Below are 24,030 nucleotides of genomic sequence, written 5' to 3' on the forward strand. Positions count from 1 at the left end.
TTCAGTTCTGGAGGTTGTTGTCGGCGACCACCTTCTTCCACATGGCGATCTGCTTCTGCACGAAGGCGGTGAACTCCTGCGGCGTCCCTCCTACCGGACGCGTGCCCATGCCGAGCAGCTGGTCGCGCACCTTGGGCGTCTGCAGCGCCTGGTTGGCCGCCTTGTTGAGGATGGCGATCACCTCGTCGGGCGTGCCCTTCGGGGCGCCGAAGCCCAGCCAGGACTCGGCCTCGAAGCCGGCGACGCCCGACTCCTGCACGGTGGGCACGTCGGGCAGCACCGGCGACCGCTTCGCGCTGGAGATGACGATGGGACGCAGCTTCTTGCCCTCGATCAGCGCCGACGCGCCGGGCATGGAGTCGAACTGCATGTCGATCTGGCCGCCCATGAGGTCCACGTTGGCGCGCGCGCTCCCCTGGTACGGCACGTGCCGGATGTCCACCTTGGTCAGCGACTTGAGCAGCTCCATGAACAGGAACATCGACGAGCCCGCGCCCGCGGAGCCGTACGTGAGCTTGCCCGGCTCCGCCTTGGCGGCGGACAGGATGTCCTGCAGCGTCTTGAACCTGGACTCCGGCGCCACCACGAGGACGTTGGGGCTGGCGATCGTCTGCACGATCATCCTGAAGTCGCCCAGCGGGTCGAACGGCATGTTCTTGATCAGCGCCGGGTTGGAGCCGAAGTTGTTGATCGCCGTGACGATCAGCGTGTAGCCGTCCGCCGGCTGGTTCTTCACGTACTCCGCGCCCAGGTTGCTGTTCGCGCCGGGCTTGTTCTCGATGACGACCGGCTGCTTGAGGATGTTGGACATCTCCTGCGCGATGATGCGCGAGGCCACATCCGTCTGGCCGCCCGGCGGGTTGGCCACCACGATCTTGATGGGACGGTTCGGGTAAGGCCCCTGCTGCGCCATCGCGGCCGGAACCGCGAAAGCCGCAAAGGCGACGAGCAGGGGCGAGAGCCAGCGTTTCATGGTGTCTCCGTTCCAGGGATGAAGGTGCTACCAGTTGAGGGTGAGGCTGGAGCCGCCGCAGACGTGCAGCACCTGCCCGGTGATGAAGCCGTTCTCGCGGTCCGCCAGGAAGGCCACCGCGCGCGCGATGTCGTCGGGCGTGCCGGCGCGCCCGACGATCGCGTGCTCCACCAGCTTCGCGGCCACCTCGGGCGGGTTGCTCTTCCTGAAGAGTTCGGTGAGCACCGGGCCGGGCGCGATGGCGTTCACGGTGATGCCATGCGGTCCCAGCTCCATCGCCCACGTGCGCGTGAGGCCGACCATCGCGGCCTTGGTGGAGGAGTAGACGGTGCGCGCCTTCTTGCCCAGGATGGCGCGCGACGAGATGTTGACGATGCGGCCGAAGCGGCGCTGCTTCATGCCCGGCGTGAAGGCCTGCGCAAGGATGACGGGCGTGCGGATGCACAGGTTCACGCCGGTGTCGATCTGGGCCTCGCTCACCTGCTCGAGATCGCCCGGGGTGGGCGAGCCGGCGTTGTTCACGAGGCAGTCGACCTGGAACTCGCGCGCCAGCTTCGCCGCCGCTTCCCGCGCGGCGCCGGCGTTCGCCAGGTCGCACTGCACGAAGCGGTAGCCGGCGCTCTCGTCCTGCCTGGGCCGCTGGATGTCAATGTTGACGACGGTGGCACCCTGCCCGAGGAAATGGCGGCAGATGCCCTCGCCGATGCCGTTGCTGCCGCCGGTGACGACGACCGTGGGTGGTTTCTGAGTCATGCGGTGGTGTCCGTATTACAATGCAATATGGCCGTATTGCTATTCGACGACTATAGGTCCGCGCTCCCGCGGCGTGCAATCAGGGTTCGCCCGTGACGAAGGCAAGCGAACGCAACAGCGACGCGCGCGAGGATGCGCTGTACGTGGGGTCCCTCGAGAAGGGGCTGCGCGTGCTGGGCGCCTTCGGCGGCGGCGAGCAGTTCAAGACGCTGCGCGAGATCGGCCAGGCGTGCGGCATGGACAAGAGCGCCGCCCAGCGCTTCACGCACACGCTGGTGCAGTTGGGCTACCTGGAGAAATGTCCGGACACGAAGCGCTTCTCGCTGGGCAAGCGCGTCCTGGAACTCTCGTTCAACTACCTGCGGGCCAACACGCTGATCGAGGCCGCCTCGCCTGTGCTGCTCGATCTCCAGAAGGCCACCGGCCAGCGGGTGAACCTGAGCCTGTTCGACGACACCTGGATCATCTACGCCATCCGCCAGATTTCGAAGCGCGAGTACTACTACTCGTCGCTGATCGGCCGCCGCATGCCGGTCTGGTGCACCTCGGGCGGCCGCATCATGCTGTCCCACCTGCCCAGGGAGGAGGTGAACGACATCCTGAAGCGATGCACGCTCAAGCCCCTCACGCCCAGGACCATCCACGAGCCGGCGCGCATCCGCGCCAGGATCGCGGAGGCCAGGGAGAAAGGCTATGCGTTGACGGCGGAGGAAACCGTGCTCGGCGAACAGGTCGTGGCGGGCGCCATCCTCGGCCCACGGGGGATGCCGCTGGCGGCGGTACACATCGCCGGGTCGCTCAGCGAGTTCACGCCGAATCAGTTCGAGAAGAAGTTCGGACCCCTGGCGGCGGAGACGGCCCATGCGCTGAGCCGGCACGGCTGACGTCGCTGGTTTCGTCCCCGGCAGCGATCACCCGCGCGGGAGGTCGATCGCGGCGGTAGTCGCGCAAGTGGAGCAGATACGTCGCCAGCGCCACCATTGCGTACAGGGCGAACGCGCCGCGATACGCCTGGGCCGTGTCCGCGCCGAACGACCTCAACAGGTCGATCGCGAGACCGATGCTCCACTGCAGCACGAAGACGCCCGAGAGAAAGAGCAGGTTGTAGGCCGACAATGCGCGCCCGACCAGCGCGTCCGGAAACGAGCGGCCCACCAGGGGCTGCGCCAGTGACATGAACGTGCAACTCAGGCAGTAGAGCGCCCACATCCCGGCGCCGGCCTGCGGACCCAGCACCACGATCAACGCCAGCACCAGCACGCTGAGCGGCGTGCCCCAGGCGATGAGCCGGCCCGCAGTCCACCCCGCCTGCGTCAGCCGCGGCATTGCGAAACCCCAGGCGAAGAACGCGGCCAGCATGCAGGCGTTGACGAGGAACAGGCCGGCGGCCGCGCCGCCGCGCGTATGCCCCGCGACGTTCACCAGCCAGGGACCGATCCACAGCGTCTGCATCGCCATCAGCCCGGCATAGTTGACGAATGCCAGGCCGGCATATGAGCGGAACGTCCGCTGCCGCCAGATCTCCCGATAGCCGCCCGACGCCCCAGGCGAAGATGCGCCAGGGCCGCGGACGCTTTCGCGCGGGACCTGGGCGAGCACCGCTGCGATCGCCAGCACGAACACCACTGCCACCGCGACGAACACTCCGCGCCACCCCATCACCGGCACCAGCATCTGGACCGGCACGGTGGACGCCACCATGCCGAAGGCGCCGCTCATGAGGATCCACGAGTTGGCGCGCAACTGCGCGGCCGGACCGTACCAGCGCCGGAACGCGGTGAGCGGCGCCATCAGGCAGGCGCTGAGCCCGATGCCCATCAGCACGCGCGCGAATGCCAGGCCGGCGAAACCGCCGGCCAGCGCGAACGCGACGCAGCCGATCACCGCGATCGCCAGGGAGCCGGCGAGCACCAGCCGGGGCCCGAAGCGGTCCAGCCAATGACCGAGCGGCAGCTGCGTGATCGCGTAGCCGATGAAGAGCGCCCCGGTGAGCAGGCCCAGCGCGCCGGGGCCCACGTCCAGGTCCTCCGCGAGCGTCGGCGCCAGCGTGGCGGTCACCGCGCGCAGGAGGGCGGCGAAGAAGTACGTGAACCCGAAGACGGCGAACAGGCCGACAGCCTCCCGTCCCTGGAGCAACCGTTCCGCGGAGCGCGGCGGGCCCGCCATCTCCGGGTCTTAGGCGGCCGTGCGGCGGCGCACCGCCAGCGTCCAGAGGCCTTCGACGACGACTTCGTCGTTCTGGTTCGTGACGCTGCGGCGCAGGACGACGGAGCCGCGGTCGGGCTTGCGGCCTTCCTGCTTTTCCTGCACTTCGACGCGGACCCGGATGGTGTCGCCGATGAAGGTCGGCCGCAGGAACCGGCAATTGACGCTCGCCAGGCCTATGGTCGTGCGTTCGAGGCCGCGCATCAGCGGCAGCCGCGCCACCAGCCCGGCCGTCATCGAGACGATGAGCATGCCGTGGGCGATGCGGCGGCCATGCGGGGTGCCCGCCGCGAACGTCTCATCCATGTGCAGCGAGTGGAAGTCGCCGGAGAGCCCGGCGAAGTTGACCACGTCGGCCTCGGTCACGGTGCGTCCGCCCGTCGTGAAGCTTTGGCCGGTGGCAAGGTCCTCGAAATGGATCGGGAGGTCCTCGAGCGCGTCTGTCATCCCTGCGGCCCCTTTCGGTCAGCGCCCCTGGCGAATTCGGCGTCGCGCAGCAGGCGCCGCGAGATCTTGCCCGACGACGTCCGCGGCAGGTCTGCGACGTACTCGATGCGCCGCGGGTACTTGTACGGCGCGATCTCCTGCCGCACGAATGCCTGGAGTTCCTCCGTCAGCCGCTCGCCGGCGGCATGGCCCGGCCGCAGGATGACGAACGCCTTGACCACTTCGCCCCGCATCGGGTCCGGGCTCGCAGTGACGGCGCACTCGAGCACAGCGGGGTGGCGTGTCAGCGCGTTCTCGACTTCGGTCGGACCGATCCGGTAGCCCGACGAACTGATGATGTCGTCCGATCGCCCGACGAAGAACAGGTTGCCTTGCGCATCGAGCGAGCCGGTATCGCCCGTCATGTGCCAGCCGTCGCGCTCGAAGGTTCGCACGACCTGTCCGTCCTGCCAGTAACCGAGCATGAGCCCCGGATGGTCGCCCGCGAACGCGATCTCGCCGACCACTCCCGGAGCGGCCGCTTTGCCGTCCGCGTCGAGCACCGTGAGCGGGTTGCCCGCCATCGGCCGGCCGATCATTCCGTTGACCGCCTCGCCTTCCGGGTCGGTCAGGGTCGAGGTGGGGGTTTCGGTCTGGCCGTAGCCGACCACGAGCGGCGTGCCCGAGAAGGCCTTCCAGCGCTGGGACAATTCGGCCGTCATCGCCTCCCCCGCCGACAGCGTCCAGCGCAGGTCCGGCAGCGGCCTGGGCTGTGCCTCCGCGATGATCTGCCGCAGTTCCGTCGCCACCGCGCCGAAGATCGTGACGCGATGGCGCCGCAGCATCTCCACCCGCTCGTCCGCGTCGAGCTGCGGCTCGACGATCAGCGCGGTCGCGCCATGCGTCCACGCGCCGAACATCAGGCAGCTGCCCGCGCGGGTCCAGCCCGTGTCGCTGGTGGTCCAGATCACGTCGCCCGGGCCGGCGCCGAGCTGGTGCCACGGCTGCCAGCCGCGCACGTACACCCCGCGCGCTGCATGCACCACCGCCTTTGGCAGTCCGGAGGACCCGGACGTGAAGTACATGAGTGCCGGCGTTTCGGCGGGCATCGAGGCCACGGGTGGCGCTGCCACGGGCCGCTCGATCAGCGCGCGCAGGTCCAGCCAGCCCGGCACGGCGCCGGTGGCGATGCGCACTTCCAGTTCGGCCTGCCAGCCCTCGAACCTGGGGGTGAGCTCGGCGCTCGCGATCGCGGCGCGCGCGCCGCTTTGCTGTGCGCGATAACGCACTTCGCTCGCGGAAACCTGCGTGACGCAGGGCACCGGGATGGCGCCGATGTGCAGGCAAGCCGCCATCGCCACGTGCCACAGGGGCGTGCGCGTCATGAAGATGAGCACGCGATCGCCGCGCTTGACGCCGTGCTCCACCAGGGCGGCCGCGACCCGCCCGCAAGCCTGCGCCATGCGGCCGTAGCTCCAGGTGTCGACCTCGCGGGAGCGGCCCACTCCGATCACGGCGACGGCGTCCGGCGTGGCCTGCGCCCTCGTCTGCAGCACGTCCGAGACAAAGTTGAAGCGCTCCGGCGGCACGAGCGTTCCGTCGGGGCGCAGCGGGGAAGGCGTCTGCATGGCCATCACGATGCGGAAGTCAGCTTGAAGGTGGCGCTCGCCGTGGCGACCAGCTCGCCGGCGGCGTTGCAGGCTCGCGCCTCGCAGAACGCGATGGAGCGGCCGCGCTGCACGCAGTGGGCGACGATCGAGGTGTCCTGCTGCGCCGGCCGCAGGAAGCTGGTGCGCATGTCGATCGTGGCGACCATCACGCCCGGATCATGGGCGCGCGCCGCGGCGCTCATCGCGAAGTCCAGCGCGCCCATCAAGGCGCCCCCGTGCAGGGCCCCGGCGCTGTTGGCCAGGTCCGGCCGGAACGGCAGCTGCACCGTGGCTTCGTCCTGGCGCATCTGGCCCGCCTTCAGGCCCAGCGTGCTCAGAAAAGGGACGCGGCGGCCGAAGTGCAAGGCGCCCGCGTCGTTCGCACTGTCGTCCATCGAGTGCGGCATCGGTCAGGCGATCCTCGGGTCCTCGGTCCCGTCCTGGTTCAGGAAGGACGTCCTCAGCCGCGAGCCTGCATAGCATTCGGCGAGGCTCGTCGCCGCCGCCTTGTTGCTGGTGAAGTACTCGAGCTGGGCGAGCTGCTGCTTGCGGATGTACTCGTTGCCGAAATCGTGCCGCTGCAGCATGCTGGTCTGGCGCCAGGTGAACTGCTGCGCGTGCCACACGCGCTCCAGGCAGATCGAGGAATAGCGATTCAGCTCTTCCTCGCTGGCGTCGCGGTAGAAGTCGCGGATTCCGTCGGCGAGGACGCAGACGTCCGCGATCGCCTGGTTCAGCCCGCGGCCGCCCGTCGGCGGAACCACGTGCGCCGCGTCCCCGGCCAGGAACATGCGGCCGTACTGCATCGGCTCGCAGACGAAGCTGCGCAGGTCGAACTTCGCCTTCTCGACGATCTCGCCTTCGCGCAGCGTCCAGCCGGGGATGTCCAGCCGCTGGTGCAGCTCGTCCCAGATGCGTGCATCGGGCCAGTCCTCGAGCGTGTCCTCCAGCGCGATCTGGATGTAGTTGCGGCTGACCTGGAGCGACCGCATGCTCTGCATCGCGTAGCCGCGGTCGTGCGCCGCGGTCACCAGCCAGGGGCTCGAAGGCTGGGCGCAGGCGACGATGCCCAGCCAGGCGAACGGGTACTTGTGCTCGTACAGGCGGATGCGGTCGGGCGGGATCGCCTGCCGGCCGATGCCGTGGAACCCATCGCAGGCCGCAATGAAGTCGCAGGCCAGCGTCGCGTCCTCGCCGTTGCAGCGGAAGCGGATCGACGGCCGATCGGTGCCGGCGCCGTCGATCGAATGCGCCTCGGCGTCGAAGAGGATGCGGCCGTCGTCGCGCAGGCGGCGCTCAATCAGGTCGCGCACCACCTCCTGCTGGCCGTAGATCATGTTCTTGCGGCCGCCGGCGAGCTGGAACCAGTTGATGAACCGCTGCTTGCCCTCGAAGCGGATCTCCATCTGCTCCTGCTCGATGCCCTCGCGCATCATGCGATCGCCGATGCCGGTGACCTGGAACAGCCTGCTGACGTCGCTGTCGAGCACCCCTGCGCGCACGCGGCCCTCCACGTACTGGCGGCTGCGCGACTCGAGGATGACCGAGTCGATGCCGTGCAGGTGAAGCAGGTGCGACAGCATCAGGCCCGCCGGGCCGGCGCCGATGATCCCTACTTGGGTTTTCATGGTCTTCTCCCTGGCGGTGGTCAGCTCGTGCGCGTATAGCTCACGTCGGTGAGGACGTTGATCACCGCCTGCCGGCCTTCATGCCGGACGGCGTGGACCGCGCGCGCGATCGCCTCCGGCAGCTGCTCGGCCCGGTCCACCCGCAGTCCGAGCCCGCCGCACGCCTCGACGATGCGCTCGTGCGCGATCTCGGGCTCCAGCGTCGCGAACACCGGCTTGTCCGACTTCGCGGCCGCGCCATCGGGATACATCGACAGCGTCGCACGGTGCACGGCGGCCCAGCGGCGGTTGTTGTAGATCACCGTGATGAACGGCAGGCCGCGCGCCGCGCTTACGTAGTGCGCCGGCGTCGGATTGCTGAACATGTAGGTGCCGTCGCCCACGGCCGCGAACACCGTCGCATCGGGACGCGCCATCCGCACGCCCATCGCAGCGCCGACACCCCAGCCCAGCCCGCCGGCCGGGCTGTGCCCGAAGTAGTTGCCGTGCGTCTCCTGGCGCAGCTCCTCCAGCGCGAAGGTGTACTCGTTGATCAGCACGCTGCGCTCGTCCATCGCCTCGGCGATGCAGCGCGAGACGTAGCGGTTCGTCAGCTTCGCCTCGTCCCGGGCGGGCGCGACAGCCGCGCGGTGGGCGCGCGTGGCGCGGTCGAGCCATCCGGCCGTGTCCACCGGCGCGCCGCGTGTGGCGCCCTGCAGCGCCTGCAGGATCGACGCGGTGTCCCCCTGGAGCGAGAGGTCCGAGCGGAAGCCGCGGATCGGGTAGGCCATGAACAGCGGGTCCACCCCGATGTGGACCACGCGCGCGCCCTCTTGCGGCGCGCAGTGCTCGGGAAGCCAGGGCACGTCGACATCGATCGCCAGCACCAGGTCGGCCTCGGGCAGCAGCCGCGTCGGGTCGTAGCCCGCATTCGACGGCGACGAGCACGGCAGACTGAGGTAGCGGGGCCGGTACTGCACGACCGGGATGCCGCGCGAATGCGCCAGCGCGGTCAGGGCGTCGAAGCCCTCGCGCGTTCGGCCGGTGTCGGCGGTGATGATGAGCGGTCGCTGCGCGCCGGCCAGCCACCGGGCCGCCGTGTCCAGGTCCTGCGCGGACGGCATCCCCGCGCGCACCGGAGCCTGCATGCCGGTGCCACCATCCCTGCGAGGCAGGGCCGGTGCGGCGAGCACCTCCCGCGGCAGGACCAGGTAGGCGGGCCCCTGGGGCGCCGAACACGCGGCCGCCAGCGCCCGGTCGACCACCGCCTCGACCTGCGCCGGGTCGCGCAGCTCGTATTCCCACTTGACCAGCTCGCGCACCATGCCGCTCTGGTCGAACATCTCCTGCGCCCAGTTGATGTAGTTGTTGCGGGCGCCCAGGCGGCCGTGCTCCAGCCAGGGCGAGCGGCCGGCCGTGAGCAGCAGCGGCACGTGCTGGCGTGCCGCATTGAACAGGCCGCACAGCGCATTCGCGGTGCCCAGGCCCACGTGCACCATCACGAGTTGCGGCTGGCCGGTGACCATCGCGTGGCCGTAGGCCATGGCGACCGCGACGTTCTCGTGCGGCACCAGAACCGGCTCGATGCCGGTGTCGCCGCGCGACAGCGCCTCGATCAGCGGCGGGAAGTCGGTGCCGGCATTGCCGAACAGGTAGCGGATGCCGTGCTCGCGCAGGCGCGCCAGGTAACGCTCGGCGACGGTGCCGTGGTCGTTGGGGTTCCGGAGATCGGTCAAGTGCAGCAATCCTCAGGGTGTGTATTGGCCGGCCTCATTGCGGATTCGAGATCTTCACGGCGGCGCCCCACTTCACGTGCTCCTTCTCGAGCTGCTTGCGGAACTCGGCGACGGAAGTGCCGACGGGAGTCAGCCCGGCTTTCGCATAGGTCGCCTTCACGCCCGGATCGGACAGCGCCTTGACCATTTCCCGGTTCAGGAGGTCGATGATTTCCGGCGGTGTGCGGGCGGGTGCGAAGAAGCCGAACCAGGAGCTGATGTCGTAGTCCGCCACGCCTTGTTCAGCGATCGTGGGAAGGTTCGGCCACTCCGGATGGCGGGTGGGCACCGACAGCCCGATCGCGACCAGCTGGCCGCTGGCCATGTACGGGCCGGCGACCGACAGCTCCACCGAACCGAGCTGGACATGGCCGCCGAGCAGGTCGGCCACGACGTTGCTGGTGCCCTTGTAGCTGACGTGGGTGATGTCGATGCCGGAGCCCGCCTTGAAGAGGTCCCCCGCGAGGTAGTGCAGCGAACCCTGGCCGACGTCGCCGTACATGATCGGGGTCTTCTTCGTCTTGTACAGGTTGGACAGGTCCGCCACGCTCTTGACGTTCAGGCTGGGCGGAACGAGCAGGACGTGGGGCACCTTCGCGGCCAGCGTGATCGGCAGCAGGTCCTTGGCGGGATCGTAGGGCGGCGGCGGCTTCAGGTGCGGCCGGATGCTCATCGAGGTGGAGCCGACCAGCAGCGTGTAGCCGTCCGGCGGCGCGGTGACGACGGCCTGCGTGCCCAGCACCGCGGCCGCGCCCGGCTTGTTCTCCACCAGCACGGGCACCTTCAGCAGCTCGGCGAGCTTCGATTCGATCGATCGCGCGGTGAGGTCCACGCTGCCGCCGGGACTGAAAGGCACGACCAGCTTGACGGGTCGATTCGGAAAGTCTTTCACGGTCTGGGCGCCGGCGCTGACCGCCGTCCCGACTGCAAAGCCGAGGGCGGCCAGCAGTCCCATCCATTTGCTCGAGCGCATGCAGTCTCCTTGGAATGTTGCTCTGGTTTCCCGTGCTGCGAAGCGGCACGAGGTCGCTGGATGCGCACAAAGATACCTTCGTCAGTTAGCTGCTTATATTAGGTAAAACACCATGGCGATTCGGCTTCGCCGGCTGGGCTCCGTGTGACAATCTGCGCTACGGCGATGCAGCGCCGCAGCAGGACAGCCGTTCACGACATGACTCTCGCGAAAGCCACCGCAACCCGCCCCTTGCGCAAAGGCGCTCACGCGCCGGACCGCGCCATCACCACCCGCCCCGAGCTGCTGGTGGACGGCTCGGATGCCGGATTCCGCCGCCTCGTGCACAACATGTTCGTGCTGACGCTGCGCCACGAAGCCATTCGCGGCAACCACGGCGCGCTGCTGGGCCTGTCGGGCCCGGAATACACCTGCCTCGTGACCCTGGGCTACCTGCAGGAAGCAGGCAGTGTGAACGTGAAGATGCTTGCGGACCACCTCTTCGTGAGCGGCGCATTCGCGACGACGACCGTGGGCAAGCTGGTCAAGGCGGGGCTCGTGAACAAGGACACGGACAGCATCGACCGCCGGCGGGTCTCGTTGTGGCTGACGAGCAAGGGACGCGCCGTCCTCGACGCCCATGGCCCGATCCAGCGACAGGTCAACGACGTTCGATTCGGCTGCCTTTCGCGGCGCGAGTTCGAGCAGCTCTCCGTGATGCTCGAAAAGCTGATCGAGAGCGCGGACCAGGCGCTTGCGCTGCAGGCTTACCTGATGCACGAGGCCGGCGTCAGGCCTTCCGCGGCGTAGCGGCACGGCGCCGCGAGCGCCGGCGGGCGGATGAGGTTCAATCGCACGCGCGTGGTCGTCGCGGGCGACGCGCCCGAGCGTGAGGGACTGCTGCCCGCCGCACTCGGTCCAGTGCCTCCGCATCTCTTTCCGCCCGCCGTGCTCGGTCACGCTCGGTGATGGGATCCTTGCCCTGCGCCAACTGGTCGCGCGCCCCGTTCGAAAGGCTGCGCGCGAGCCCACCCAGCTCGAGGAAGTTCCACGGACCGCAGCAATAGCCCGCCTCCGTCTGTGTGATCACCCTCGCTCGGTCTGCACCTGGCGTACACGTCAAAAGGTGCAACTTCGATGCTCTCAGCTTCGCCACGGCCGCTCCCAGAAGCTCCCACACCATGCCGAGAAGATGGTTGGCGATCTCCATCAGCTACAACCCCTGCATGAGTACGGGGCCAGCCGAACGCACGTTTTCCCGTCCAAGTCGTCGATGACATGGTTCGTGAGGCAGCACATGGGAGAACTGATTGGAGCAGGCGCGTTGCTAATGATCACGGGACGGTGGTTCGTGGATCCCCAGAAGTTCGATGCCTCCGTGCTCCAGGAAGGAGTTCGCGCGGCGGCAGCTCGCGCTCCGTGACGGTGAATGACCGACGGATGAACAATCCGTCGGTCGATGTCCGCTTCCGACCCGCAGCGGACATGGCCCCACGTTGCTGCTGCGCACGCCGGGCCGCTTCGCAGATTCCGTTGCGCGAGCACGCCACCCGCGATGCATGGCGCTGCGCGGGCCGATGAACTGCGCCTCTAGAAGAACGGCAGGCGATCGGAACGCAACTGGCAATGCCCGGCTGCCGGGTGGGACTTCGCAGCTCTGCGCGATGCCCCGTCCCCACGACTCGAAGGGCATTGAGATGACGGCGCCAACCCTGGCCATAGAATCTGGTCTTACCAAGTTGGTCTGACCAAATCGAGCACTGCCCATGACAGCCACTCCTCCCCTTCCTCCCCACCGGACCGGCGTGCTGGTCGTCGGTGGCGGCCCCATTGGCCTGGCCCTCGCCGGCGACCTCGGCTGGCGCGGCATCGGCTGCGCCCTTGTCGAGAAGAGCGATGGCCAGGTCGTGCAGCCGAAGATGGACATGATCGGCATCCGTTCCATGGAGTTCTGCCGCCGCTGGGGCATCGTTGACTGGGTCGAGTCCGCGGGCTACAACCGCGCCTACCCGCAGGACTGCGCCTGGGTGACGAGCCTCAACGGCTACGAGTTCGGGCGCGAGGTCTTCCCGGCTCCGCAGGACGAGAAGCCGCCCGTGCACAGCCCGCAGAAGCGGGAGCGCTGCCCCCAGAACTTCTTCGACCCCGTGCTGCAGCGCTTCGCGCGCAGTTCGCCCACCGTCTCGCTCACGTACAACACCGAGTTGCTGGAGTTCCAGGATCACGGCGATCACGTGGAAGCGTTGGTCCGCGACGTCAACACCGGCGCCACGAGCACGCTGCAGGCGGACTATCTCGTCGGCTGCGACGGCGGCGCGAGCAAGGTGCGCCAAGCGCTGGGCATCGACATGGTGGGCGACGCCGTCCTCACCTACACCACCAACATCATCTTCCGCTGCAAGGGCCTGGAGCGGCTGCACGACAAGGCGCCGGGCTATCGCTTCATCTTCATCGGACCGGAAGGCACCTGGGCGACGATGGTCGCGATCGACGGGCGCGACCAATGGCGCTTCTCGCTGATAGGGGATTCCGAGAAGCGCACGGTCACCGAAGCGGAGGCGCGGGCCGCGATCGTCCGCGCCGTCGGAAAGCCGTTCGAATTCGAGATCCTCTCCATGTTCCCCTGGGTGCGACGACAGCTGGTGGCGCGCCACTACGGTAAGGGCCGGGTGTTCATCGCCGGCGACGCGGCGCACCTGACGTCGCCCACCGGCGGCTTCGGGATGAACACCGGGCTGCTGGATGCGGTGAATCTCTCCTGGAAGCTCGCGGCCGTGCTGCAAGGATGGGGCGGGGAACACCTCCTCGAGAGCTACGAGGCGGAGCAGTTGCCGGTGGCCGTGCGCAACGTCGGCGAGGCCACGGAGAACCTGCGCCGGATGCTGGCGCCGCGCATCCTGACGCCGGACCCGCGCATGTTCGACGCCGACGACCCGCAAGCCGAAGAGGCCCGCCGCGAGTATGGCGCCCGCTACACGGAGATGATGCGTCGCGAGTGGTTTTCCATCGGTGTGCACCTGGGCTATGTGTACGAGGGGTCGCCCATCGTCGTCCCCGACGGCACGCCGCGCCCGCCCCTGCAAGTGTCGAGCTACACGCCCACGGCGCGGCCCGGCTCGCGGGCGCCGCACGCGTGGATCGGCGAGAACCGCTCGACGCTCGACCTGTTCGGGCGAAGATTCGTGCTGCTGCGGTTCGGGACCAATCCCCCGGCAGTCGATGCCTTGAAGCAGGCGGCGGCCTCTGTCGGCCTGCCGCTGGAAGTGGTGGACCTGCAGGATCAGGAGGCCGCGCGGCTCTACGAACGTCGGCTGGTGCTGGTGCGGCCCGACGGACAGGTGGCATGGCGCTCGGACGCGGCGCCGGAGGACGCCTCGCTGCTGGTCGACATCGTCCGGGGTGCGAAGGCGGGCGACCCGGTGCCCATCTCGTTCGAAGCCGTGATCGCGGAGGCTTGAGGACCATGGCCGAACAGCAAAGCATGGTCGACGAAGCCGCGCGCCGCGCGCTGAAGGAGGACCTCGCCAGGGTCCACTGCCGCGTACAGCAGCCGGACGATCCGCCGCTCTTCACGCGTGCGCCGGACTCCGCGATGCAGACCGTGCACTGGAAGTGGACGGACCTCGAGCCGCTCCTCGACCGCCTGGGCCGCCAACTTGCGCTGGAGCCTGGCGGCAACCGGCGCACGCTGCGCCTGCACAACCCCGGGCTCGCCTACGGCACCACGCACACGTTCTGGGCCTCGATCCAGGTGATCCTGCCCGGCGAGATCGCGGGCAACCACCGGCATACCGCGAACGCCTTCCGCTTCGTGATGAAGGGCGGCGGCGCCACGACCACCGTCAACGGTGAGCGCTACCCGATGCACGAAGGCGACCTGGTGCTCACGCCCAGCATGACGTGGCACGACCACGAGTACCACGGCGACACGCCGATGATCTGGCTGGACGTGCTGGACATCTCGCTGATGCGGTCCATGCACGCGACCTTCTTCGAGCCCGGCAAGGAGATGCAGCAACCGGTGGATGCGATCCCGGACCGCTCGTGGCGCCAGTACGGCAGCGGGCTGATGGGCCCGCCGGGCCCGCAGCCCCGGGGCGGAAATCCGCTGCTCGTGTATCCGCGTGCGATGGCCGAAGGTGCGTTGCAGCAGGCTGCAGGTTTGCCGGCCGACCCGTTCGATGACGTCGTGCTCGAGTACCGCAACCCCACGGACGGGGGCGCGGCCATGAGCACCCTGGGCATGCGGCTGCAGACACTGCGCGCCGGTACGCACACGCGGGCACGCCGCCACACGGGCAGCAAGCTCTACCACGTGGTGCGCGGCGAGGGCTCCACGATCGTCGACGGGCAGCGCTACGACTGGAGCGCCGGGGACTTCCTGGCCCTGAAGCCCTGGGCGTGGCACGAGCACCTGAATACCTCGGCCAGCGACGCCTTGCTGTTCCAGGTCAACGACATCCCTGCCATGTCGGCGCTGGGCTACTACTTCGAAGAACCGCTCACCGGGAACGGCGGGCACCAGCAAGTCGCCTGAGAACCCCATGAAAATCGCATCCTTCAACGACCACCGCGTCGGCATCGTCGACGGCACGACGGTCTATGACATGACCGCCGCCTTGCCGGATTTCCTGCAGCAGCTGCCCCGGCAGCGGGTCAACTGGCTGGTTGCGCACTGGAACGAGTTGCGACCGGCCTTCGCGGGATATCTCGAGACCGGCAAGCCCCTCCCGCTGTCCAGCGTCACTCTGCTGGCCGCCAATCCCGCGCCGCAGCACCTCTTCGCTGCGCCGGCCAACTACCGCAAGCACATCGGCGAGCTCGGGGAGCGCGTCGTGACGAAAGGCGGCCGCTCGGCGCGCGAGCAGGGCTTCTTCCTGAAGGCCCCGGGTTCGCTGGTCGGCGCCGGCGGCACCCTGTTCCTGCCGCGGGGCTCCCAGCGCCGGTTCGACCACGAGTCGGAGCTCGCCGTGATCATCTCGAAAGAGGCACGCAATGTCCCGCGCGAGCACGCGATGGAGTACGTGTTCGGCTATTCCTGCCTCATCGACGCCACCTTGCGCATCGAGAAGGACACCTTCGAGGAGGAGCGTTCGATGCGCAAGTCCTTCGAGACGTTCACGCCGCTCGGCCCGTGGATCGTCACGGCCGACGAGGTGCCGGAGCCGGAGAATCTCAGGAACCAGCTGTGGGTAAACGGCGAAGTCCGGCAGAGCGCCAACACCTCGGAGCTCATCGTCGGCATCGCGGAGCTGATCGAGCTGATCTCTTCCGTGCTGACGCTGCAGCCCGGTGACGTCATCGCGTCGGGTACGCCCGAAGGCGTGGGTCCGTTCAAGCCCGGCGACCAAGTGCGCATCGAGATCGAACGGATCGGCAGCATGAGCCTGCCGGTACGCGAGTACGACATGCGCTCGCCGCGGCCGTTCTGAGGATGCCCAGCATGCGCCGGCGTTTCCCCGCTGCCTTCATCCGCGGTGGCACCAGCAAGGCCATCGTGTTCCACGCCCGCGACCTGCCGCCCCAGCGGGCCGACTGGGACGAGATCTTCCTGAAGGCCATGGGCACGCCCGACCGCTACGGCAGGCAGCTCGACGGCATGGGGGGCGGCGTTTCGTCGCTCTCGAAAGTGTGCGTGGTCGGCCCTCCCTCCGTGCCGGGCGCGGACATCGACTACACGTTCGCCCAGGTGCAGGTCAGGGAGGCGGTGGTCGACTACAGCGGCAACTGCGGCAACATGTCCTCGGCGATGGGGCCTTTCGCCGTCGATGAGGGGCTCGTGCCTGCGCCGCGCAATGGCCAGGCCGTCGTCCGCATCCACAACACCAACACACGCAAGATCATCGCCGCGCGTTTCGAAGTGCGCGACGGCCAGAGCGTCGAGGCCGGTTCGCTTGCGATTCCCGGGGTCGACGGAACCGGTGCGCCAGTGCGCCTGGACTTCCTGTCCCCGGGCGGCGCGTCGACGGGCAAGCTGCTGCCGACGGGCCAGGCAGCGCAAACACTCGAGGTCCCTGGCTTTCCCGGCGTCACGGCTTCGCTGGTCGACGCAGCCAACGCCTGCGTGTTCGTGGCTGCCAGGGACATTGGGCTCACGGGCGCCGAATCGCCGGACGAACTCGGCGCCAACGCGCAGGCGATGGGCTGGCTGGCGGGGCTGCGGCTGCACGGATCGGTCGCGATGGGTATCGCCGCCGACCTGGCAGCAGCGGCCTCCGTACGCATGATCCCGCTGATCGCCCTCGTGAGCGCGCCGCAACGCACGACGACCCTCGACGGCGAGGTTGTCGAAGCCGACGCCGTCGACCTGGTCGTGCGCATGCTGTCCAACGGCCAGCCCCACCGCGCCTTGCCACTGACGGGCTCACTGTGCACCGCCGTGGCGATGCAGATCGACGGGACGGTGCCCGCCCGCCTTGCGCGTCCCGGGCGCGACGCCTCGGCGTTGCGAATCGCCATGCCCTCGGGCGTGCTCACGGTGGCTGCGGACGTCCGCAAGGGCCCGGCCGGCTGGTGCGCCGAACACGGCTCGTTCTACCGCACGACCCGCCGCCTGTTCGACGGCCACGTGTACGCATGAATTCCCAACTGGAGACACACCCATGAAGTTCCGCTCCCTCGCCGCCGCGGCCCTGCTCGCCGGCATGTCGCTGTTCGCGCAGGCCCAGGGCTATCCCGCCAAGCCCATCACCTTCATCGTGCCTTTCGCGCCGGGGGGCGGCGTGGACGTGCTCACCCGCGCCATCGGCGTGAAGCTGTCCGAACGCTGGGGCCAACCCGTCATCGTCGAGAACAAGGCGGGCGCAGGTTCGTCCATCGGCACGGCGCAGGTGGCCAAGGCGGCACCGGACGGCTACACGCTGCTGGCCACCGTGAACCAGACGATGGTCGGGAATCGCTTCCTGTACAAGAACCTGTCCTACGATCCGGACAAGAGTTTCGAGCCCATCACGATGATGGTGAACGCCGACCAGCTGATCGTCGCGAACGCGCGCTTGCCCGCCAACACCCTGAAGGAAGCGGTGGAGCTCGCGCGGAAGAAGCCGGGAACCCTCAACTACGGTTCGTTCGGCAATGGGAGCCAGCCGCACCTGCTGTTCTCCATGATCAACGAGCGCGAGAAGATCGACCTGCTCCATGTCCCCTACAACGGCATCACGCCCAACCTCACCGCGCTGGCCGCGGGCGACGTGCAGCTCGGTTCCGCCAGTGCAGGGGTGATCGCGCCCCTGGTGCAGGCCGGCAAGATCAAGCCGATCGCCGTGGCGGGCGACGCTGCGATCGCGCAATTCCCCAGCGTGACGACCACCACGGCCCAGGGCTTCCCGTATGCGAAGGTCTCGATCTGGTACGGCCTGTTCGCGCCGGCCGGCACGCCGCCGGCGGTTGTGAAGCAGATCCGCGATGCGGTGCACGCCGTGCTGTCCGATCCGCAGTTCGTCCAGCAGCAGGTCGCGCCCAAGGGCCTGACCGTCGTCGCCGGCGACGGGGCGCAGTTGCGCGGCGCCATCGCCCAGGAAGTGAAGGACACCGCCGCGATGATCAAGGCCGCAGGCGTCGTCCCGGAATGAACACGGTGCCCCGCGAGGCCCGCGTCTTCGAGTCCATCTCGGAAGACATCCGCGCGCGCGTTGCGAGCGGCCAGCTCAAGCCCGGCGACAGGCTGAGCTCCGAGCGTGACCTGGCCGAGCACTACGGGGCGTCGCGCCCCGCGGTGCGCGAAGCGTTGCGCAGCCTCGAGCGCGGCGGTGTCATCGAGCAGCGAAAGGGTCCGAAGGGCGGCACCTTCATCCGGCAGGCGGATCACGGCCAGGTCACGCAATCGCTCAACGACGCCATCACCTTCGGGGGCGTCTCCATCGAGAGCCTGACCGAAAGCCGGACCATCGTGCTGAGCGAGGTCGTGCGCCTGGCCTGCGAGCGCGGGACGGATGCGGACTTCGACCGCATGGAAGCGAGCATCGCGCTCACCGAGGAACGCGGCCGCCTTGGGGATCACGAGGGCCGGCGCGTGCAGCTGCTGGACTTCTACCAGCTGCTCGGGCAGGCCACCCGCAACGAGGTGATGGTGATCCTGGTCTCCGTGCTCACCGACCTCGTGCTCAAGCTCATGGCGGAGTACGACATTGGCCCCCGCCCGACGACCATCCAGACGCACCGCAAGATCGTTCGCTGCCTGCGGCGGCGGGACGCCGACGAAGCCGTCGCGCTGATGGCGGGGCACCTGGACAAGCTGCATGCCTTTTTTCGCAAGTCCGCGCTGGAAGCGCGCGGACGCTGACGGGATCCTGCGATGAACACCTCTCCCGGCGCGCTGCTGCGCGCGAAGCTCAACGAGCGGCGTGGCCTGCTCGTGCCAGGCTGCGGCAACGCCCTGGCCGCCCGCGTGATCGAAACCCTCGGATTCGAGGCCATCTACCTCAGTGGCGCTGGACTCACGAACAGCTTCTACGGCATTCCCGACCTCGGCTTTCTGCATCTCGGCGATGTGGTGCAGCACACGGCCGCGATTCGAGACGTCGTGCAGCTACCCTTGATCGTGGACGCCGACACTGGGTTCGGCAATGCGCTTAACGTGCGGCAGACCGTGCGCGCGCTGGAGCGGGCTGGGGCAAACGCCATCCAGTTGGAAGACCAGGTGATGCCGAAGAAGTGCGGGCACTTCGCGGGCAAGGCCGTGGTTGAAGCCGGCGAGATGGTCGGAAAAATCCAGGCGGCGGCCGATGCGCGGGGCTCCGAAGACTTCCTGCTGATCGCGCGGACCGACGCGCGTGCCGTGCACGGGCTCGAAGACGCGCTCGAGCGCGCGCAACGCTACGCGGAGGCGGGCGCCGACGTCACCTTCGTGGAGGCACCAACCAGTACCGCGGAGCTCGAGCGCGTCGCGAAGCTACCGCTTCCGCAGGTCGTGAACGTCGTGATCGGCGGCAAGACACCCGCCCTGCCCGCTTCCGAGTTCGCGCGCATGGGCTTCGGAATGGTGCTCTATGCCAACGCGGCCCTGCAAGGCGCGGTGCGGGGCATGACGAACGCGCTGAGCCAGCTGCAGCAGCAAGGAATCCTCGACGAGGATCCGGCGCTGGTCGCGACCTTCGGGGAGCGCCAGGCGCTGGTGCACAAGCCCTTGTTCGACGAACTCGACCGCCGATACGGCGGCTAGGTGGCGGCGCCTCCTGCGGGGGCGAAGGGATCGAAGCATGCGTCCGATCGCTTCTCAGTCCACCTGGGCGCCGGACAGCTGCACCACCTTGCTCCACTTCTCGAGCTCGAGAGGACGTAGCGACCGAAGTCCGGCTGGGGTGCTGCCAGCTCTCAGCGTTGCCGCTCTGGGAGAGTGAGCTCGAGGCCTTCGAGCTCCTCCGTCATCCGAAGCTGGCAACTCAATCGGCTATTCGCCTGGCGGGGCACGGCGGTGCACTCCAGCATGTCGTCCTCGTTCTGGCTCATCAGCGGGAGGCGGTCGAGCCAGGCCTCATCGACGAGCACGTGGCACGTCCCGCACATCGCGGCGCCGCCGCACTCGCCGATGATCCCTTCCGTGCCGGCATCGACGGCGGCCCGCATGATGGGCGTCCCTGTCTTGACTTCGAGTTCGATCCGCTTGCCGCTGGGCACGGTCATGTGAACGATCGGCATTGTCGATTTCCCTCAGGCTGGAACGAGCTCCAGCGGCAGGCTGTGCATGGCCCGCAGCGAGTTGTTGTGGTGGCGCTTGTGGCGGCCGGTCAGCTCGATGCGCTTGACCTTCTTGGCGAGCGCGCGAAGCACGATTTCCCCCTCCATGCGAGCGATCATCTGGCCGACGCATCCGTGGATTCCGGCACCGAAAGTGACGTGCCCGACGGGGTTGCGCTCAACGTTGAATCGGTTGGGCTCCGACCACTTGCGCGGGTCGCGGTTCGCGGAACCGAGGAGCGTCAGGACCTTGCGGTCTTCGTCGATCGAAACGCCCGCGATCTCCGCCGGCTTTCCGGTCGTGCGGAAGATGGTCTGCACGATCGACTCATACCGCAGGCCTTCCTCGAACGTCTGGCGTGCGAGGGCCGGGTTGGCATGCAGCTTCGCGTACTCGGCGGGATGCCGGGCGAGCGTCAGCAGGATGTTGGCGATTCCGCCGATGGTGGTGTCGACACCCGCCGACAGGAACGAGCGGACCAGCATCGCCGCCTGGTCCTGGTTGATCTCTCCCTTGTCGGCAGCCTCGTAGATGAGGTGGCCCAGGCCCCCGGGACGCAGCGCCTCGCGCGTGCAGTGGTCCATGATCCAGGAGGACACGGGCTTGAGCTTCTCCATCGAACGCTCGAAAAGCTCGTTGCGAGGCCCCAGCGCGTTGAACACCATGTCGCCGTAGAGCAGCAGGTTGTCGCGGCCTTCCGTTTCCAGACCGACGGCGTCCGGGAACACCTTCAGGGGGAAGTATTCGGCAATGTCTTTCACGCCGTCGACCTGACGCTTCTCCAGGACGCGGTCCACCATGGTTATTGCCTCGGCCTCGAAGAGGTCTCGCAGTTGCTGGAGATTCTTCGGGGACATGATTCTCGAGATCACCGTCCGGACGACGGTGTGGTCGGGAGGATCAGCCTCGAGCAGGATGCTCTTGGGGCGGAAGGGCGCTTCATGCCGGAAGTTCGCCAGGCCCACGCCGGCCGAGGAGATGAAGGTCTCCCAGTTCGTCAGGACGGCCTGCACTTCGGCATGACGCCCGACGACGAAAAGGTCGTACTTGGGGATGTAGGCCACCGGCCCGGCCTCCCGCACGAGTTCATGCATCTCGTACGGCTCGTCGATCAACTCCGGCGTCCAGGGGTCCACGTCCACGTGGGGAATCTTGTCGATGACTGTCTCCATGGTTTTCTCCTTCCAGGGTTAGAACTTCACTTGCGAAAAGAATGCGCGCACCTCGTCGCTGAACGCTTGCGGCTCTTCGAGGGCCGCGAAGTGCCCGCCGGCGGGCATCTCGGTCCAGCGCGCTACCGCATACGCGCGTTCGGCGACTGTCCTGGGCGGGTACGGAATGAATTCCGCCGGGAAGCACGCCACACCCGTCGGAACTTCAACGCGGGGCACCTTGCTGCCCGGCGGGCTCTCTTCGGCCCGCCCTCGGTACATCCAGATCGCCGGGCCGACCGCGTCATTGACCAGGTACAGCATCAGGTTGGTGATCAAGGTGTCGCGCGAGAAGCGGCTATGGATGTCGCCCCGCGTGTCTCCCCAGGACCGGAACTTCTCGCAGACCCAGGCGGCGAATCCGAGAGGGCTGTCCGTCAACGCGAGCGCCACGGTCTGGGGTTTGGTGCTCTGCACCACGAAGTAGCCCAACTCCGCCGCGCGGACGGCAGCAACGCGGGCGTGGTATTGCGCTTCCTCTGCGTCGGGACGCTCGGCCGGAGCGAATACCCAGCTCGGAACCATGTTGAGGTGAATGGCCTTGGTGACATCCGCGTGGTCGATGCCGAGCCAGCTGGTCACCCCCGCGCCCCAGTCGCCACCCTGAGCCGCGAACTCGCGGTAGCCCAGAACGTCGACCATCAGGCTGCGCCAGATCTTCGCAACGGCGCGCGGACCGATGGGACGCGGCGGACGCGCCGAAAAACCGTAGCCGGGAAGTGAGGGAATGACGAGGTCGAACCCCTCCTCCGCATTGCCGCCATTGCGCTCGGGAAACGCGAGGCGCTCGACGCAGCCGAGGAATTCCAGCACCGAACCTGGCCAGCCGTGCGTGAGCAAAAGGGGACGTGGCCGGCTCGCGGAGCCCTTCACGTGATAGAAGTGGATGTCCTGTCCCGCGACCGAGGCTCGGTACTGCGGCCAGCGGTTCAGCTCGCGTTCCGCCGCCCGCCAGTCGTAGCTGGAAGTCCAGTATTCGACCAGCCCGCGCAGCCACTGCGCCTGCGTGCCGTACTTCCAGTCCGTGTCGTCATCGGGCTCGGCGGCCCATCGGGCTTCCAGCAGGCGACGGCGGATTCGCTCGACGACGGCATCATCGATCTCGACGCGGAAGGTTTCCATGGCGGCCATTCGCAACCTTTGCAGCCTTACACGTTTGCAGCTTCCGGCACGGCGGCCCGGCGTTGCACGGGAGCCTCCCTGTCGAGAATGAAGGATGCGGCCCGCTCGCCGATCATCATGGCCGGCGCGCTGGTATTGCCGCCGATGATGTTGGGCATGATCGAGGCGTCTGCCACGCGCAGTCGCTGAAGGCCGTGCACCCGCAGGCGGTCATCGACCACTGCCTCCGCGTCGGTGGGCGGCCCCATCTTGCAGGTGCCGACCGGGTGGTACACCGTCGAGAGCGTGGCCCGAATTGCGCGTTCCAGCTCCTCGTCCGATTGGAACTGCGGACCGGGCGTGCGCTCGAGTCCGAGATGCTCGGCCATGGGAGACAACGAAAGGATGCGCCGGGTTTCCCTCACCCCCGCGATCAGCGTCCTGACTTCTTCGCGCTGCTCAAGGAAGGCGGGATGGAGCACCGGACGGTCCTGCGGACTGGGCGACGCGAGCGTCACCCAGCCACGGCTCTTCGGCCGGAGCAGCGAAACGAGCAGCATGATGCCGTGCTCACGCGGGATCGCGCGCGCCGTGCCCTTCAAGCCGGCCAACAACGTGATCTGCACGTCGGGGCGATCGAGCCCGGGACGGGTGCGGATGTATCCACCACCCTCCGCCGCATTGGATGCGAGCATGCCGCTGCGGTCCATCAGGTACTGGAATGGGCTCGCGACCACGCGCGGAAGGGACTGCCAGGACAACGCATACGCCCGCGAACTCCGGTCCAGCATGGCGATGGGCGCGGTCGGATGGTCCTGCAGATTGCGCCCGACGCCAGGCAGGTCGTGCACGACGCGCACGCCGTGCTGTGCCAGGACACCGGCGGCGCCGATCCCCGACAACATCAGAAGGTGCGGCGAATTGATCGCACCGCCCGCGAGGATGACTTCGTGCGAGGCCGTGATCGACTCGCGGCGACCTTCCCTGACAACCGTCACGCCGGTCGCCGCGCCGTTTGCAACATCCACGCGCTCGACGAAGCAGTCGGTGAGTACCGTGAGGTTGGGCCGCGACATCACCGGATGCAGGAACGCGCGCGAACTCGACAGGCGGGTTCCGTTGCGCTGGTTCACGTCCCAGACGCCGAAGCCGTCCTGTTCGGCCCCGTTGAAGTCGTCCGTTTTTCGGTGTCCGGCCGCGACCGCGGCGGCGACGAACGCGTTGGTCAGGGGATTGACCGCGCGCGGCTGCTGCACGTCCAGCTCACCGTCGCGGCCGTGGTAGGCGGGATCGCCGAAAAGGCGCCGCTCCTGGCGCTTGAACGCGGGCAGCACGTCATCGAAGCCCCAGCCCTGGTTGCCGGCATCCCGCCACGCGTCGTAATCGCTGCGATGCCCTCGGATGTAGACCGAGCCATTCACCGAACTGCAACCGCCGAGCATCTTGCCGCGGGGGCACGGGATCGCCCGGTTCCCCACCCCTTCGCCGCCGGTGAACTCGTACTGCCAGTTGTACTTCGCGTGAGGCAGCAGGAACACGTTGCCGATCGGAAGCGTCGCCTTGAACCGCGTGGGAAAACCCAGGTCGGAGGGCCCGGCCTCGATCAGGGCCACCTTGACCGCCGGATCGGCCGAGAGCCGGTTGGCGATGACGCAGCCCGCGGAGCCGCCGCCGACGATGATGAAGTCGAAACCTTGCATGG

The 24,030-nt window shown here is 68.2% G+C and carries 22 protein-coding genes; 9 read left to right on the forward strand and 13 right to left on the reverse strand.

Annotation, left to right across the window (positions count from 1 at the left end; all coding sequences use genetic code 11):
- Position 1: 1 nt before the first annotated feature.
- Both EZ313_RS16360 and EZ313_RS16365 read right to left on the reverse strand, forming a co-directional pair.
- Positions 2-973, reverse strand: a complete 972-nt coding sequence (locus EZ313_RS16360) for a Bug family tripartite tricarboxylate transporter substrate binding protein (protein ID WP_135264338.1) — start codon at positions 971-973, stop codon at positions 2-4.
- A 27-nt stretch (positions 974-1,000) separates the two neighbouring features.
- Positions 1,001-1,726 carry an SDR family NAD(P)-dependent oxidoreductase gene (locus tag EZ313_RS16365; RefSeq protein WP_135264339.1) on the reverse strand — a complete coding sequence of 242 codons (726 nt, stop codon included), beginning with the start codon at positions 1,724-1,726 and terminating at the stop codon, positions 1,001-1,003.
- Between the two features lie 92 nt (positions 1,727-1,818).
- On the opposite strand from EZ313_RS16365, the gene EZ313_RS16370 reads away from it, so the two are divergent.
- Positions 1,819-2,610 (forward strand): IclR family transcriptional regulator, encoded by a 792-nt coding sequence (locus tag EZ313_RS16370; protein WP_135264340.1) that lies wholly within the window; start codon positions 1,819-1,821, stop codon positions 2,608-2,610.
- Here the strand turns inward: EZ313_RS16370 and EZ313_RS16375 are convergent.
- The 7 genes from EZ313_RS16375 to EZ313_RS16405 are packed head-to-tail and all read right to left on the reverse strand — an operon-like array spanning position 2,534 to position 10,361.
- Entirely contained in the window at positions 2,534-3,892 is a 1,359-nt protein-coding gene (locus EZ313_RS16375) for an MFS transporter (RefSeq protein ID WP_135264341.1), read from the reverse strand. The genes EZ313_RS16370 and EZ313_RS16375 overlap by 77 nt on opposite strands.
- Before the next feature lie 9 nt (positions 3,893-3,901).
- Entirely contained in the window at positions 3,902-4,378 is a 477-nt protein-coding gene (locus tag EZ313_RS16380; protein ID WP_135264342.1) for a MaoC/PaaZ C-terminal domain-containing protein, read from the reverse strand.
- Entirely contained in the window at positions 4,375-5,985 is a 1,611-nt protein-coding gene (locus EZ313_RS16385; protein WP_167772613.1) for an acetate--CoA ligase, read from the reverse strand. Before EZ313_RS16385 ends, EZ313_RS16380 begins: the two co-directional genes overlap by 4 nt.
- Positions 5,986-5,990: 5 nt before the next feature.
- A complete protein-coding gene (locus EZ313_RS16390) occupies positions 5,991-6,401 on the reverse strand; it encodes a PaaI family thioesterase (protein WP_135264344.1) in 411 nt (136 codons plus the stop codon).
- Between the two features lie 15 nt (positions 6,402-6,416).
- Positions 6,417-7,634, reverse strand: coding sequence for a 4-hydroxybenzoate 3-monooxygenase (locus EZ313_RS16395; protein WP_135264345.1), 1,218 nt, complete (start codon positions 7,632-7,634; stop codon positions 6,417-6,419).
- Positions 7,635-7,654: 20 nt separating this feature from the next.
- Positions 7,655-9,349 carry a thiamine pyrophosphate-requiring protein gene (locus tag EZ313_RS16400; protein WP_167772614.1) on the reverse strand — a complete coding sequence of 565 codons (1,695 nt, stop codon included), beginning with the start codon at positions 9,347-9,349 and terminating at the stop codon, positions 7,655-7,657.
- A 34-nt stretch (positions 9,350-9,383) separates the two neighbouring features.
- Entirely contained in the window at positions 9,384-10,361 is a 978-nt protein-coding gene (locus tag EZ313_RS16405; RefSeq protein WP_135264347.1) for a Bug family tripartite tricarboxylate transporter substrate binding protein, read from the reverse strand.
- A gap of 231 nt (positions 10,362-10,592) precedes the next feature.
- Here EZ313_RS16405 and EZ313_RS16410 point away from each other — a divergent pair, with 231 nt between their 5' ends.
- From EZ313_RS16410 to EZ313_RS16445, 8 genes are all read left to right on the forward strand, one after another.
- Positions 10,593-11,150 carry a MarR family winged helix-turn-helix transcriptional regulator gene (locus tag EZ313_RS16410; protein ID WP_167772615.1) on the forward strand — a complete coding sequence of 186 codons (558 nt, stop codon included), beginning with the start codon at positions 10,593-10,595 and terminating at the stop codon, positions 11,148-11,150.
- Positions 11,151-12,106: 956 nt separating this feature from the next.
- Complete coding sequence (locus EZ313_RS16415; protein ID WP_135264349.1) at positions 12,107-13,798, forward strand: FAD-dependent oxidoreductase; 1,692 nt, start codon at positions 12,107-12,109, stop codon at positions 13,796-13,798.
- Between the two features lie 5 nt (positions 13,799-13,803).
- Positions 13,804-14,877, forward strand: coding sequence for a cupin domain-containing protein (locus tag EZ313_RS16420; RefSeq protein WP_135264350.1), 1,074 nt, complete (start codon positions 13,804-13,806; stop codon positions 14,875-14,877).
- Between the two features lie 7 nt (positions 14,878-14,884).
- Positions 14,885-15,772, forward strand: a complete 888-nt coding sequence (locus EZ313_RS16425) for a fumarylacetoacetate hydrolase family protein (protein ID WP_135264351.1) — start codon at positions 14,885-14,887, stop codon at positions 15,770-15,772.
- 11 nt (positions 15,773-15,783) lie between these two features.
- Complete coding sequence (locus tag EZ313_RS16430; RefSeq protein WP_205960410.1) at positions 15,784-16,920, forward strand: 2-methylaconitate cis-trans isomerase PrpF family protein; 1,137 nt, start codon at positions 15,784-15,786, stop codon at positions 16,918-16,920.
- Between the two features lie 22 nt (positions 16,921-16,942).
- Positions 16,943-17,911, forward strand: coding sequence for a Bug family tripartite tricarboxylate transporter substrate binding protein (locus EZ313_RS16435; protein ID WP_135264353.1), 969 nt, complete (start codon positions 16,943-16,945; stop codon positions 17,909-17,911).
- Positions 17,908-18,621, forward strand: a complete 714-nt coding sequence (locus tag EZ313_RS16440) for a FadR/GntR family transcriptional regulator (RefSeq protein ID WP_135264354.1) — start codon at positions 17,908-17,910, stop codon at positions 18,619-18,621. The genes EZ313_RS16435 and EZ313_RS16440 overlap by 4 nt, the downstream gene beginning before the upstream one ends.
- 12 nt (positions 18,622-18,633) lie before the next feature.
- On the forward strand, positions 18,634-19,500 hold the full coding sequence (locus EZ313_RS16445; protein ID WP_135264355.1) for an isocitrate lyase/PEP mutase family protein: 867 nt from the start codon (positions 18,634-18,636) through the stop codon (positions 19,498-19,500).
- Between the two features lie 152 nt (positions 19,501-19,652).
- On the opposite strand, the gene EZ313_RS16450 is transcribed toward EZ313_RS16445, so the two are convergent.
- Genes EZ313_RS16450 through EZ313_RS16465 form a run of 4 tightly spaced genes read right to left on the reverse strand, consistent with a single transcriptional unit; the run spans position 19,653 to position 24,028 of the window.
- Complete coding sequence (locus EZ313_RS16450; protein ID WP_135264356.1) at positions 19,653-19,976, reverse strand: 2Fe-2S iron-sulfur cluster-binding protein; 324 nt, start codon at positions 19,974-19,976, stop codon at positions 19,653-19,655.
- A gap of 12 nt (positions 19,977-19,988) precedes the next feature.
- Complete coding sequence (locus EZ313_RS16455) at positions 19,989-21,188, reverse strand: cytochrome P450 (protein WP_135264357.1); 1,200 nt, start codon at positions 21,186-21,188, stop codon at positions 19,989-19,991.
- Positions 21,189-21,206: 18 nt separating this feature from the next.
- Positions 21,207-22,358 (reverse strand): epoxide hydrolase family protein, encoded by a 1,152-nt coding sequence (locus EZ313_RS16460; RefSeq protein WP_135264358.1) that lies wholly within the window; start codon positions 22,356-22,358, stop codon positions 21,207-21,209.
- Between the two features lie 17 nt (positions 22,359-22,375).
- Positions 22,376-24,028, reverse strand: coding sequence for a GMC family oxidoreductase (locus EZ313_RS16465; RefSeq protein ID WP_135264359.1), 1,653 nt, complete (start codon positions 24,026-24,028; stop codon positions 22,376-22,378).
- Between the last annotated feature and the right edge of the window lie 2 nt (positions 24,029-24,030).

Origin of the sequence: Ramlibacter henchirensis (assembly GCF_004682015.1) — a bacterium.
In the GTDB taxonomy this organism is placed as follows: domain Bacteria; phylum Pseudomonadota; class Gammaproteobacteria; order Burkholderiales; family Burkholderiaceae_C; genus Ramlibacter; species Ramlibacter henchirensis.